Here is a 12,399-nt window from a genome sequence, read left to right as displayed (position 1 = left end):
GGTTCAAGTCCGGAGCGAATGGCAGGCTCCCTGCGGCTTGCCTTGTCATGCTCCGGTTTCCTTGCAATCGTATTGAACCCACAACAGAAATCGCAAATCACAACGCGAGCAGAACGCCATGATCGAGCACACGGTCGATATCGAGACCAAGGACGGCAAGACCACGACCTTCATTGCCCATCCCGAGCGCGGTGGACCGTTTCCCGTCGTGATCTTCTACATGGATGCGCCGGCGATCCGCGAGGAGTTGCGCGACATGGCGCGCCGGCTCGGCACCTCGGGCTACTACGTGATGCTGCCCAATCTCTACTACCGGTCGGGCGTGATGGAGCTCGGCCCGATACCGCCGGATCCCGACGCGCCCGAGCGCAAGCGCATGTTCGGATACATGAACTCCATCAATATTCCGCTGGTCATGGAAGACACCAAGGCGCTGCTCGCCTATGCCGAGACGGAGAACGCCGCGAACACCAGGATCGTCGGCACCGTCGGCTACTGCATGAGCGGCCGCTACGCGGTGAACGCCGCGACGCATTTCCCCGACCGGGTCAAGGCCGCCGCCTCGATCTACGGCACGCATCTCGCGACCGACCAGCCCGACAGCCCGCATCTCGCCGCAGCGAAGACCAAGGCCGAACTCTATTTCGCTTGTGCCGAGACCGATATCTACGCGCCACAGGAGATCATCGAGCAGGTCAAGGCGGGCATGAAGGGATCGAACAACGAGGTCGAGATCTATCCCGGCACGCATCACGGCTTTGCGTTCCCCAAGCGCCCGGTCTATGACCGCGATGCCGCCGAACGCCACTGGGAGCGGCTGCTTGCCCTCTATCGCCGCAACCTCGTGAGCTGAGCCTCAAGACGCACGATGCCGTTCCTGCTGATCGACTTCCCGGTCTTCAACCCCGTCGCGATCTCGCTCGGGCCGATCGTGATCCGCTGGTACGCGCTGGCCTATATCGTCGGCATCGTGCTGGGCTGGATCTATGCCCGCTCGCTGATCAAGAAGGAGCGGCTGTGGGGCGGGCCGGCGCCGATCACGCTGCCGCAGCTCGACGATTTCATCCTCTGGGTCACCATCGGCATCATCGTCGGCGGCCGCACCGGCTACGTGCTGTTCTACAATCTGCCCTTCTTCATCGCACATCCCGCGGAAATCCTCGAACTGTGGAAGGGCGGCATGTCCTTCCACGGCGGCTTCCTCGGCTGCGTCGCCGCCGTGATATTGTTTGCCCGCCGCAACAACGTCTCGATCCCCTCGCTTGGCGACATCACCACCGCGGTCGCGCCGATCGGGCTGTTCCTCGGCCGGCTCGCCAATTTCATCAACAGTGAATTGTGGGGCCGCCACGCCGACCCGAGCCTGCCCTGGGCCATGATCTTTCCGAATGGCGGGCCGCTGCCGCGCCATCCGAGCCAGCTCTACGAGGCCGGCCTTGAAGGCATCCTGCTGTTCACCGTGCTGGCCATCATGATCCGGATGGGCGCGCTGAAGCGGCCCGGCCTGATCCTCGGCAGTTTCATCACGCTCTACGGTTTTGCCCGAATCACCGGCGAGTTTTTCCGGGAGCCTGACCCACAGCTCGGATTCCTGTGGGGCGGACTGACCATGGGTATGCTGCTGTCGGTGCCAATGATTATTGTCGGCGCTATCATCATCGTGGCTTCTGCGCGCCGCAAGCCGAAGGGGCCGGCGCCGGATTCGATCTAAAGGACCTCCGTGAGCGACGTTTCCCCGCTGCTGGGCGAGATCAAGAAGTTGATCAAATTATCCGGGCCGATGCCGGTCTGGCGCTACATGGAATTGTGCCTGATGCATCCGCAGCACGGCTACTACCTGTCGCGCGATCCGCTCGGACGCGAGGGCGATTTCACCACGTCGCCGGAAGTCAGCCAGATGTTCGGCGAGCTGCTTGGCCTGTGGAGCGCTTCGATCTGGAAGGCGATCGGCTCACCATCGACGCTGCGGCTGGTCGAGCTCGGCCCCGGCCGTGGCACCATGATGGCGGACGCGTTGCGCGCCCTCCGGGTGCTGCCGCCGCTCTACCAGTCGCTGAGCATCCACCTTGTGGAAGTTAACCCGATGCTGCGCCAAAAACAGCAGGCGACGCTGTCGGGTGTGCGCGACATCACCTGGCACGCGAGTATCGACGACGTGCCGGAAGGTCCGGCCGTGATCCTCGCCAACGAGTATTTCGACGTGCTGCCGATCCATCAGATGGTCCGGCGCGAGACCGGCTGGCACGAACGCACGGTTGGGATCGATGCCAATGACCGGCTGTATTTCAGCGCCGCTGCTGAGCCGACGCCGCACTTCGAGGTGCTGCTGCCGCCGCTGGTGCGCGCCGCGCCGCTCGGCGCGGTGTTCGAGTGGCGGCCCGACACCGAGATCATGAAACTGGCAACGCGGGTACGCGACCAGGACGGCGCCGCGCTGATCATCGACTACGGCCATCTGCGCAGCGACGCCGGCGACACCTTCCAGGCCATCGCGCGCCACAGCTTCGCCGACCCGCTGAAGAACCCGGGAGTGGCCGACGTGACCGCGCATGTCGATTTCCAGGCGCTGGCGCGCGCCGCGGAGGATGTCGGCGCGCGCGTGCACGGACCGGTGACGCAGGGCGATTTCCTCAAGCGCCTCGGTATCGAGGCCCGCGCCGCCGGCCTGATGGCGAAGGCAACGCCGGAGGTCTCGGCCGACATCGCCGGTGCGCTGAGGCGCCTGACCGACTCCGGCCGCGGCGGCATGGGCTCTATGTTCAAGGCGATGGCGATCTCCGATCCACGCATCACCTCGATCGCCGGGCTGAGCGATCTGCCTGACGAGGCCGAAGAGTCATGACATTGGGATCACCGCTGCTGTCGGCCATTCCGGGCCTGCGTCACGCTTTCTTCTCGCGCGAAGGCGGCGTCTCCCTGGGCATCTATGCCGGCCTCAATGGCGGCCTCGGCTCGCGCGATGACCCTGCGCACGTCGCCGAGAACCGGCGGCGGATGGCTGAACAACTGGGTGTGCCGCTCCCCCATTTCCTCAGCGTGCACCAGACCCACTCGCCCGACGTCGTGGTCGCGACCGGTCCCTGGGACGGCGCCGCGCGTCCGAAGGCGGACGCGCTCGTCACGCGGACCGAAGGCCTCGCGATCAGTGTCACGGCGGCCGACTGCGGGCCGATCCTGTTCGTCGATCCCAATGCGCGGGTGATCGGCGCGGCGCATGCCGGTTGGAAGGGCGCGCTAACCGGCATTCTGGAATCCACCATCGACGTGATGGAGAAGCTCGGCGCCGACCGCGCCGGCATCGTCGCGGCGATCGGTCCGCTGATCCGCCAGGAGTCCTACGAGGTCGGCGGCGAATTCGTCGAGCGCTTCATCGAGGCCGACGCCGAGAACGGCATGTTCTTCATTCCAGGCGAACGCGACGGACATGCGATGTTCGATCTCGCAGGCTTCATCCGCATGCGGCTGGAGAACGCCGGCGTGCTGATGATCGACGATCTCGGCATCGACACCTATTCCGACGAACGCTTTTTCAGCTACCGTCGCTCCGTGCATCGCAAGGAAGGCGATTACGGCCGCCACGTTCATGCCATCGCGCTGACGCGTGAGTAGAGAGTCCATACAGCACGTCGATTTTCGCCGGTTTCGTTCCCGTACAGCGTCGGCGCCCAGGCAGTGCTGTCAACTTCTGCAGAACGTGAAATGGCGGACCAAATATGCGCCGCGATCGTCGCTCGGTGCGCATCCTCTGACCGATCAAGGAATTCGCTCCTGTCCGTCCAGCGCTTCACTCGTCAAATCGGTTAAGGTCTGTGCCTTCCCTGCCCTAGACGTTAAGGCGGTTTAACGATATCGCAGGGCCCAATGAGGGAAGCGTCAAAAAGCCAGTTTCAAACTGGGACAGCGGTGCGTGCCGCGATTGCTGCCACGTGGCTTGCGGTCGCCTGCACGCTTGGCGGTTGCGCCAATGGCGGCGGCGCGGCCGATGCCTATGCCATGGCGACTACGGGCAACGGCCCGACCGTCGCGTTCGAATCGATCGACGGCCCGCCACCTCAGGTGTTCGATCGCATGGTGAGCGTACTCGACAGCGAGTCCAAGCTCCGCAGCCTGTCGATTGTGTCGCGCGAAGGCACGGCCGCCTATCGCGTGCGTAGCTATTTGTCGGCGCAGGTGGTGCGGGGCCGCACCATGATCGCGTGGGTCTGGGACGTCTACGACAGCAACCAGCAACGCGCGCTCCGGCTCTCCGGCGAGGAGCCCGCCGGCAAGGCCGGCCGCGACGCCTGGGCGGCCGCCGACGACCTGGTCCTGCGCAAGATCGCCCAGGCCGGCCTGAGCGGCCTTTCCAGCATGGTCAACGGCGGCCAGGAGGACAGCCCGGCGCCTATCCCCAGCCCGGCGCCGGATCTGCGCGGGCCCACGGTCGCAAGCGCCCCGGTGCCGGCTGCATCCGAGACCGTGGCGCTCGGATATTCTGCTAACTAAGCCCCGTGGTATCCCGGAAAAGAGCCATTTTTGGTCCGGGAAAACGGCGTGAATGGGTTGCCAGCCAAGGCGCCTGACTGATATTCCCTCGCGCACCGAAAACCCGCCGGTTCTATAGGGACTTGAGATGCTGAACGTCGTATCCAGCAAGTCGCGGGGGGAAGCATCAATGTCGGCAAAAAACGGATCAATCAAGCTCGTCGCCGGCAACTCCAATCCTGCGCTGGCGCAGGACATCGCGCGAGGCCTCGGCCTCGAGCTGACCAAGGCCGTGGTCCGGCGTTTCGCCGACATGGAGATCTTCGTCGAAATCCAGGAGAACATCCGTGGCTCGGACATGTTCATCCTGCAATCGACGTCGTATCCGGCCAACGACCACCTGATGGAGTTGCTGATCATCACGGATGCGCTGCGCCGCGCCTCGGCGCGCCGCATCACCGCGGTCGTGCCGTATTTCGGCTACGCCCGGCAGGACCGCAAGTCCGGCTCGCGCACCCCGATCTCCGCCAAGCTCGTCGCCAATTTGATCTCGCGCGCCGGCGTCGACCGCGTCATGACGCTCGACCTGCACGCCGGTCAGATCCAGGGCTTCTTCGACATCCCGACCGACAATCTCTACGCAGCGCCCCTGATGGTGCGCGACATCCGCGACCGCTTCGACCTCGCCAAGGTGATGGTGGTGTCGCCTGATGTCGGCGGCGTGGCGCGCGCCCGCGGGCTCGCCAAGCGCATCAACACCCCGCTCGCGATCGTCGACAAGCGCCGCGAGCGCCCCGGTGAATCCGAGGTGATGAACGTGATTGGCGACGTCGCAGGCTACAATTGTATCCTGGTCGACGACATCGTGGACTCCGGCGGCACGCTGGTGAACGCGGCCGAGGCGCTGATCGCCCACGGCGCCAAGGAGGTCTCGGCCTACATCACCCACGGCGTGCTGTCCGGCGGCGCCGCCGCGCGCATCGCCTCGTCGCGGCTGAAGGAACTGGTCATCACCGACTCGATCCTGCCGACGGAAGCCGTCAACAAGGCGCCGAACATCCGCACGATCTCGATCGCCGGACTGATCGCCGAAGCGATCGGCCGCACCGCGGCGGAAGAGTCCGTCTCGAGCCTGTTCGATTAGTCCAATTTTCGCTGTCGTCCCGGCCACGAGCCGGGACCTTTAGCACCAATAGCTGTTGTTGCGAGGGCTGGGGCCATGGCCTTGGCGGGTACTCTTGCGTTGTGCCCGCCCGACGCAATCCCCCTTCAAAATCCCGGCCGCGGAACGTGGCTCATCAGCGTCCGCACATAACCGCCGTCGACGATGATCTCCTCCCCGTTCACGTAGGACGATCGGTCGCTCGCCAGGAACAGGATCGCGTCCGCCATGTCCTGCGGCGCACCGACCCGGCGCATCGGCACCGCCGCGCTGCGGCGCTCGGTGACGCCAGGCGTATCGTAGAAGGCCTGGCTCATCGGCGTGACCACGAGGCCCGGGCTGACGACGTTGCTGCGGATCCCGTGCGGCCCCCATTCGGCGGCGAGCTGCTGCGACAGCATCACGACGGCGGCCTTGCTGACGCTGTAGGCGCCGCTCTGCTGCTGCGCGTTGCTGGCGGCGATCGAAGCAACATGGACGATGCTGCCGTGGCCGGCTTGTCGCATATGACGGCCGAACGCTTGCGCGCAGATGAAATAGCCCGTGAGGTTGACCGCAAGCACCGCGTTCCATTCCACGAGCGCCAGCGTATCGAGCCCGCCGGGGCGCAGTACGGCAGCAGTGTTGACGAGAATGCCGCACGGCCCGAGCGTGCGTTCGACGGCGTCGGCGGCCGCAGCAACGCTCTCGGCGCTTGTCGTGTCGCAGCTGGCGACGAGGTGACCGTCGCCGAATTCGCGCAGCCTTGCCTTTGTCTCGGCAAGCCCGCGCTCGTCGCGATCGAGCGCGGCAACCTTGGCGCCCGCACGCGCAAAACTGACCGCGGTGGCACGGCCGATGCCGCCTCCTCCGCCGGTGACGACGGCAACGCGGCCCGACAGGCCGAGCCAGTCGGACGAATGGTGTTCAGTCATGGGCACCTCCTGCGCATTTGGTTTATGCCCACAAGCATAACCGAAGGCGTGCGCGATCCCGGCACGCATGCCGGAATCGCGTTTGCGCCGAGTCTGGCGCAGCCTTGGTGCTAGAGCATTTTCGGTTCTGATTGAATCAGAACCGAAGCTCTAGATTCTTGTTTGACGCGTTTTCTTCACGCGAACCGGTGTCCACTTCGCTCGAAAACGCTTAGCTAGCCAGCGATCCCCGCCGCGACCTGGCCGCGCAGCCGCTCCAGGCTGAGCAGCGTGTTGGCGCAGGCTTCCGCGGCCTCGATGCCCTTGATGACAAAATGCCGGCGGAAGAAATCCTGATGCACTTCGGTCTCGTGGAATTGCTGTGGCGTCAGGACCGCGGAGAACACCGGCACTTCCGTGCGCAGTTGCACCTCCATCAATGCCTTGATCACCGTGTCGGCGACGAATTCATGGCGATAGATGCCGCCGTCGACGACGAGCCCGGCGGCGACGATTGCGGTGTAGCGGCGTGTCTTCGCCAGGATCTGCGCATGCAGCGGGATCTCGAACGAGCCAGGCACCTCGAACACGTCGACATTAGTGATATGGCGCGCTTCGATCTCCTTCAGAAAGGAGATGCGGCATTCATCCACCACTTCGCGATGCCAGCACGCCTGCACAAAGGCGACGCGTTGCGGCTTTGCGAACCGCGGATGTTCTGGCACCGGCGGAGCCGCCGGCGTTTCGGGAGCGATATCTGCTTGGGAGGTTTGGACGTCAGCGTCTTGCAACATCTGATTCATGGCTTTCCTCTTTCGGGACCAGAATCAGGGCACACGGACAACGACAAGAGCCCCACGCGAATCCGCGCGGGCTGCCGCAACCGTTCTCTTTCATCCGGACTGTAACCGTCGGCTTCGGAATTGCACCGAATCTGCTGACCCTTCCCCCAGTTCAGGAGGAAGGCGCTCGCGGGCTTGGGGTGATCGCCCTTACCGCCGGTGGGGATTTCCACCCCGCCCTGAGAACATCGGCACGCCCAGGATGGACGTGCCTGGCAGCAAATATGACCAATACGCGACAGGCGGGCAAGATGCTTCGACATGGGGAATTGGCATGTCCCCATGAGCGCGTTGCGCGTCTTCCGGCCACGTTTGAGGTCTCCGGGCGCCCGATTCAGCGGCGCGGCGAAGCACAAGCAGATGGTTAACAATTCGTTACCAACCCGCTTCGATTCCGATTTGTTCTCAATTTTACAGATGCGATCGCGATCAGCTGTGGACGAGGCGCGCTTTGGCTGTGGACGGACTCGGCGTGCGGTTGCGCGGATTCCGCAAATCACATCACTTCATTCGCGTCAGGTCCAGGGGCATCCGGAAGCCCGTTTCAGGAGCTGCACTCGGCCACGACGCAGTTTGTCGCGCTTGCCGGCTTCCGTGTGCGTATCAACAGATCATAAGAACAAGGGTCGAGACGGTATGTCCCTCCTCGAAGGCATTATCGATTCCCGGAGCAATCCGCTTGCGGTGGTCGAGGATATCGCCACTGACAACAACTGGGCGTTCGAGCGTTCCGGCGACGACGAGGTGACGATCGTCTCCAAGGGCGACTGGATCGACTATCAGCTCTCCTTCACCTGGATGGGTGAGATCGAGGCGCTGCATCTCGCCTGCGCCTTCGACATGAAGATTCCGCAGGCGCGACGCGCCGAGGTGCAGCGACTGATCGCCGCGATCAACGAGCAATTGTGGGTCGGCCATTTCGACCAGTGGACCCACACCGGCATGATCATGCATCGCCAGGCGCTGGTGCTGCCCGGCGGCCTCACCGCGTCCGCTTCGCAATGCGAGAGCATGCTGGTCAACGCGATCCAGGCCTGCGAGCGCTACTACCCGGCGTTCCAGTTCGTGGTCTGGGCCGGCAAGTCGGCCGCCGAGGCGATGTCGGCCGCGATGTTCGATACCGAGGGCGAGGCCTAAGGGCTTCCGCGCACACCATCGTCATGCGCGGACTTGACCCGCGCATCCATCCGGCAAGAGCCTTCCGCGGCGATGGATTGCCGGGTCTCGTCTACGCCAAGGCTCCGACGAGCCCAACAGGCTCGGGTGCGCCGAAGCCTTGGCGAACGCGGCAAGCCCGGCAATGACATTTGAGTGCTTGTCGCCCTTCCTGCGCTTCACTAGAACCGCCTGTGGTATCGCGACGAGCGCAGGGCGCCCACGCGGGGGGCCTGGCTTTCGCCGGGACAACACAGAGTTGGTGGAGATGCCCGTGAACACAAGCAGCGCATTGAAGAACACCACCGGCACCATCGCGCTTGCGGGCGCGGGCAAGATGGGCGGCGCGATGCTGACCGGCTGGCTCGCGCAAGGGCTCGCGCCCGGGCGGGTCGTAGTGATCGACCCGCATCTTTCGCCTGAGATTTCCGCACTTGCCGCGCAGGGCGTCCGCCTCAACCCGAAGGCTCAGGATGTCGGGACGGTCGATACACTCGTCGTCGCAGTAAAGCCGCAGTCGTTCCGCGAGGCCGGAGCCGCACTCAAGGCGCTCGTCGGCCCCTCGACATTGGTGGTCTCGATCATGGCCGGCACAACGATCTCGGCGCTGGACGAGGTCTGCGGCGGCGCGGTAGTGCGCGCGATGCCGAACACGCCGGCAGCGATCGGCCGCGGCATCACGGTCGCGGTGCCGGCGAAGAATGTGACCGCCGCACAGCGCGCCACGGCGAACGCGTTGCTGCAGGCGACCGGGCTCGTCGAATGGGTGGAGGATGAAAGCCTGATGGATGCAGTGACCGCGGTCTCCGGCTCCGGCCCGGCCTATGTGTTCCTGCTCGCCGAAGAGCTGGCCCGCGCCGGCGTCGCGGCCGGCCTGCCGGAGCAACTCGCAACCACGCTGGCGCGGGCGACTGTCGCAGGCTCCGGCGAGCTGCTGCATCGCTCGGACCTGCCGTCCGCGACCTTGCGTCAGAATGTCACCTCGCCCGGCGGCACCACGGCCGCGGCGCTCGAGGTGCTGATGGCCAAGGACGGGATGCAGCCGCTGATGACCCGCGCCATCGCTGCAGCAACCAGGCGTTCGAAGGAATTGGCGAAGTAACGCATCCTCCGTCATTGCCGGGCTTGCCGCCTTCGCCAAGGCTTCGGCGCGCCCGAGACTGTTGGCCTCGTCGGAGCCCTGGCGTAGACGGGACCCGGCAATCCATCTCGCAGGGAGAGCTTCTTCGTTGATGGATGCGCGGGTCAGGCCCGCGCATGACGAGTTTGCAGGGCGGACAGCGCGAGCGGTCCTTTGCCGAGCTACTGCGCTGACGTTCCGGCAAGTCTTCGGTTGAAATTCCCTACGTTGATCAGGCCGCGGGCATGGCGGCCCCCGCCGAGCTTGCGCGCGCCTTCGAAGGCCTCGACCTCGAAGCGGATCACGCGGCGCTCGACCGTGATCACTTTTGCCGTGGTCCGCACCGTGGCGCCCACGAGAGCTGCGGCGAGATGCCGGACGTCGACCTCGGTGCCGACGGTAACCCAACCGGGCTGCAGCACCTCACGGATGGCATCGCCCGACGCCATCTCCATTTCCAGGATCATCATCGGCGTCGCGTAGACCATCGGCATATCAGGCACGAAATGCCCGACCGTGCGCTCCGGTGGCACGACGAGCATGCGCTCGGCGCTCATGCCGATCTTGATGAAGTCGCGTGCGTCCATTGATATCCCAAGACGTCATTCCGGGGCACGCGAAGCGTGAACCCGGAATCCGGAAATTGTAGATCGAGATTCCGGGTTCGGCCCTCGCCGCGGTGCCCCGAAATGACTCTAACGCATCACTTCTTCGCAGCCGCCGCGCGCTCGACGAAGGACTTGCCGCCCTTCATCTTGTGATGCAGCGGCGCTTCATTGATCTGGATCACGACCGCTTCCGCATCGACGCCGAGGTTCTTCACCAGCGCCTGCGTGATGTCACGCATCATGCCGAGCTTCTGCTCTTCGGTGCGGCCGGCGGCCATGCTGACGGTGATCTCAGGCATCTACTCTCTCCCTTGCGTTGCATGGCGTGGCCGGGACTGTCGCGACCATCCACGTTCTTCACCATCAAACAAGACGCGGAGATCAGGCACAAGGCCGGGCATCGCGTCACGTTGGAATGGCTATCCCCACGTTACGTCATGCCGCGCCAGGACCTCGCGGACCTTGGCGACTAGGTCGGCCTCCGTGCAGGAGAACTGCGCGGGGCGCGTTTCGCGCCATTCCTGGTTCGAGGCGATGGCCGCCGCAGCCTTGGCGCCCTCGATCAGATCCTTGATCTGCACCTCGCCGCGCGCTTTCTCGTCCGAGCCCTGGATGATCACGCAGGGCGAGTTGCGGCGATCGGCATATTTGAGCTGGTTGCCCATGTTCTTCGGATTGCCGAGATAGAGCTCGGCGCGGATGTTCGCACTGCGCAGCTGCGCGACCATCTTCTGGTAATCGGCGACGCGCTCGCGGTCGAACACGGTGACGACCACCGGACCGAATTCGGCGCGCGTATCCAGTTGGCCGAGCATCGTCAGCGCGGCCTGCAGGCGCGACACGCCGATCGAGAAGCCGGTCGCGGGCACCGGCTCGCCGCGGAAGCGCGAGACGAGACCATCATAGCGGCCGCCGCCGCCGACCGAGCCGAACCGCACGGCACGGCCCTTCTCGTCCTTGGTGTCGAGCAGCAGCTCAACCTCGTAGACCGGGCCGGTGTAGTATTCGAGACCGCGCACGACGGAGGGATCGATCATGATCCTGTCTTCGCCATAGCCAGCCGCGCCGACCAGTTCTTTTATTTGCGCTAGCTCGGCAATTCCCTCTTGGCCCAGCGCGTTCCCTGCCACTGCTTTTTCGAAGTTTGCAATTGTAACCTCGTTCGAACCAAGTTCACTCTTAGAGCCGGACGAGGGATCGCCTTTCCAGCCGGTGAAATTGATCACGCGCGATATTCCGCGAGAGTCGAGTCCGGCACCTGCCGTGAAGTCTCCCTTTCCTTCTTCACCGCCGTCCCACCTACCGGGACCAAGCAGCTTCTCGACCTCTTCGACCGGAAATTTGTCCAACTTGTCGATCGCGCGCAGCACCGTTAGTCGCTTCGCCGCATTGTTATCACCGCCGAGACCAATGCTCTCCATCACGCCGTCGAGCACCTTGCGATTGTTCACCTTCACGACATAGGAGCCGCGTGGAATACCCAGCGCCTCCATCGTGTCGGCTGCCATCATGCAGATTTCGGCATCGGCGGCCGGCGTCGCCGAACCGACCGTGTCGGCGTCGAACTGCATGAACTGGCGGAAGCGGCCGGGGCCGGGCTTCTCGTTACGGAACACGTAGCCGAAGCGATATGAGCGATACGGCTTCGCCAGGTGATCGAAGTTTTCCGCGACATAGCGCGCGAGCGGCGCGGTCAGGTCATAGCGCAACGAGATCCACTGCTCGTCGTCGTCCTGGAACGAGAACACGCCCTCGTTGGGACGGTCCTGGTCGGGCAGGAACTTGCCGAGCGCGTCGGTGTATTCCATCGCCGGCGTTTCCACCGGCTCGAAGCCATAGAGCTCGTAGACGGCGCGGATCTTCTCGACCATCTGCCGCGTCGCGCTGATCGCGGCCGGGCCACGATCCTCCAGCCCGCGCGGCAGCCGCGCCTTCAGTTTCTGCGGTTTTTTGGGTTTCTCGGCCATGTCTTAACGTCGGCTGTAAGTCAGTATTGACCTACAGCCGGGTTATCAGCCGAGGCGGCGCGGAGCAAGGCATCCGGCTGCTCGCCCCGCTTGCGGCGAGAGGCCGGAATTCAAGCCCGTTTGAATTCCGGGAAAGGAGGCTCACGGCGAGTCCCGGTGCGGATCTTCCCCTCACCCCACCCTCTCCC

The 12,399-nt window shown here is 64.5% G+C and carries 13 protein-coding genes and 1 riboswitch; of the genes, 8 read left to right on the top strand and 5 right to left on the bottom strand.

Features of this window, described 5'->3' with window-relative positions; translation table 11 throughout:
- Positions 1–118 precede the first annotated feature (118 nt).
- The 6 genes from MTX19_RS07720 to MTX19_RS07695 all read left to right on the top strand — a co-directional run bounded on the left by MTX19_RS07720 (position 119) and on the right by MTX19_RS07695 (position 5,608).
- Positions 119–853 carry a dienelactone hydrolase family protein gene (locus MTX19_RS07720; RefSeq protein WP_280983105.1) on the top strand — a complete coding sequence of 245 codons (735 nt, stop codon included), beginning with the start codon at positions 119–121 and terminating at the stop codon, positions 851–853.
- Between the two features lie 15 nt (positions 854–868).
- On the top strand, positions 869–1,711 hold the full coding sequence (gene lgt, locus MTX19_RS07715) for a prolipoprotein diacylglyceryl transferase (RefSeq protein WP_280983104.1): 843 nt from the start codon (positions 869–871) through the stop codon (positions 1,709–1,711).
- Positions 1,712–1,720: 9 nt separating this feature from the next.
- Positions 1,721–2,842, top strand: coding sequence for an SAM-dependent methyltransferase (locus MTX19_RS07710; RefSeq protein WP_280983103.1), 1,122 nt, complete (start codon positions 1,721–1,723; stop codon positions 2,840–2,842).
- Positions 2,839–3,609: a peptidoglycan editing factor PgeF gene (gene pgeF, locus MTX19_RS07705; protein ID WP_280983102.1), complete on the top strand. Its 771-nt coding sequence runs from the start codon at positions 2,839–2,841 to the stop codon at positions 3,607–3,609. The genes MTX19_RS07710 and pgeF overlap by 4 nt, the downstream gene beginning before the upstream one ends.
- A gap of 252 nt (positions 3,610–3,861) precedes the next feature.
- Positions 3,862–4,485 (top strand): hypothetical protein, encoded by a 624-nt coding sequence (locus MTX19_RS07700; RefSeq protein ID WP_280983101.1) that lies wholly within the window; start codon positions 3,862–3,864, stop codon positions 4,483–4,485.
- A gap of 169 nt (positions 4,486–4,654) precedes the next feature.
- The gene (locus MTX19_RS07695) at positions 4,655–5,608 is read left to right on the top strand and encodes a ribose-phosphate pyrophosphokinase (protein ID WP_280983100.1); all 954 of its coding nucleotides are present in this window, start codon (positions 4,655–4,657) and stop codon (positions 5,606–5,608) included.
- Positions 5,609–5,733: 125 nt separating this feature from the next.
- On the opposite strand, the gene MTX19_RS07690 is transcribed toward MTX19_RS07695, so the two are convergent.
- Both MTX19_RS07690 and MTX19_RS07685 read right to left on the bottom strand, forming a co-directional pair.
- Positions 5,734–6,540, bottom strand: coding sequence for an SDR family oxidoreductase (locus tag MTX19_RS07690; RefSeq protein WP_280985912.1), 807 nt, complete (start codon positions 6,538–6,540; stop codon positions 5,734–5,736).
- Positions 6,541–6,755: 215 nt separating this feature from the next.
- Complete coding sequence (locus MTX19_RS07685) at positions 6,756–7,322, bottom strand: 6,7-dimethyl-8-ribityllumazine synthase (RefSeq protein ID WP_280983098.1); 567 nt, start codon at positions 7,320–7,322, stop codon at positions 6,756–6,758.
- 78 nt (positions 7,323–7,400) lie between these two features.
- A riboswitch (FMN riboswitch) is annotated at positions 7,401–7,552 on the bottom strand.
- A gap of 445 nt (positions 7,553–7,997) precedes the next feature.
- Between MTX19_RS07685 and MTX19_RS07680 the strand changes: the two genes are divergently transcribed.
- Positions 7,998–8,498, top strand: a complete 501-nt coding sequence (locus MTX19_RS07680; RefSeq protein ID WP_280975883.1) for a YbjN domain-containing protein — start codon at positions 7,998–8,000, stop codon at positions 8,496–8,498.
- Between the two features lie 286 nt (positions 8,499–8,784).
- Entirely contained in the window at positions 8,785–9,618 is an 834-nt protein-coding gene (gene proC / locus MTX19_RS07675) for a pyrroline-5-carboxylate reductase (protein WP_280983097.1), read from the top strand.
- 200 nt (positions 9,619–9,818) lie between these two features.
- On the opposite strand, the gene MTX19_RS07670 is transcribed toward proC, so the two are convergent.
- The 3 genes from MTX19_RS07670 to hisS form a co-directional block, all read right to left on the bottom strand.
- Entirely contained in the window at positions 9,819–10,223 is a 405-nt protein-coding gene (locus MTX19_RS07670) for a hotdog domain-containing protein (RefSeq protein WP_280983096.1), read from the bottom strand.
- A 116-nt stretch (positions 10,224–10,339) separates the two neighbouring features.
- Positions 10,340–10,543 (bottom strand): tautomerase family protein, encoded by a 204-nt coding sequence (locus MTX19_RS07665; RefSeq protein WP_211987987.1) that lies wholly within the window; start codon positions 10,541–10,543, stop codon positions 10,340–10,342.
- A 120-nt stretch (positions 10,544–10,663) separates the two neighbouring features.
- Positions 10,664–12,211: a histidine--tRNA ligase gene (gene hisS / locus MTX19_RS07660; RefSeq protein ID WP_280983095.1), complete on the bottom strand. Its 1,548-nt coding sequence runs from the start codon at positions 12,209–12,211 to the stop codon at positions 10,664–10,666.
- Positions 12,212–12,399: the final 188 nt, after the last annotated feature.

The organism is Bradyrhizobium sp. ISRA464 (assembly GCF_029910095.1).
GTDB lineage: Bacteria > Pseudomonadota > Alphaproteobacteria > Rhizobiales > Xanthobacteraceae > Bradyrhizobium.
The sequence above is the reverse complement of the archived record's forward strand: the minus strand, read 5'-3'. Positions and strand labels throughout refer to the sequence as shown.

Coding starts and splice junctions, on each gene's coding strand:
- MTX19_RS07720 (WP_280983105.1), top strand. CDS start 119: ATGATCGAGCACACGGTCGATATCGAGACCAAGGACGGCAAGACCACG.
- lgt (WP_280983104.1), top strand. CDS start 869: ATGCCGTTCCTGCTGATCGACTTCCCGGTCTTCAACCCCGTCGCGATC.
- pgeF (WP_280983102.1), top strand. CDS start 2,839: ATGACATTGGGATCACCGCTGCTGTCGGCCATTCCGGGCCTGCGTCAC.
- MTX19_RS07700 (WP_280983101.1), top strand. CDS start 3,862: ATGAGGGAAGCGTCAAAAAGCCAGTTTCAAACTGGGACAGCGGTGCGT.
- MTX19_RS07695 (WP_280983100.1), top strand. CDS start 4,655: ATGTCGGCAAAAAACGGATCAATCAAGCTCGTCGCCGGCAACTCCAAT.
- MTX19_RS07690 (WP_280985912.1), bottom strand. CDS start 6,540: ATGACTGAACACCATTCGTCCGACTGGCTCGGCCTGTCGGGCCGCGTT.
- MTX19_RS07685 (WP_280983098.1), bottom strand. CDS start 7,322: ATGAATCAGATGTTGCAAGACGCTGACGTCCAAACCTCCCAAGCAGAT.
- MTX19_RS07680 (WP_280975883.1), top strand. CDS start 7,998: ATGTCCCTCCTCGAAGGCATTATCGATTCCCGGAGCAATCCGCTTGCG.
- proC (WP_280983097.1), top strand. CDS start 8,785: ATGCCCGTGAACACAAGCAGCGCATTGAAGAACACCACCGGCACCATC.
- MTX19_RS07670 (WP_280983096.1), bottom strand. CDS start 10,223: ATGGACGCACGCGACTTCATCAAGATCGGCATGAGCGCCGAGCGCATG.
- MTX19_RS07665 (WP_211987987.1), bottom strand. CDS start 10,543: ATGCCTGAGATCACCGTCAGCATGGCCGCCGGCCGCACCGAAGAGCAG.
- hisS (WP_280983095.1), bottom strand. CDS start 12,211: ATGGCCGAGAAACCCAAAAAACCGCAGAAACTGAAGGCGCGGCTGCCG.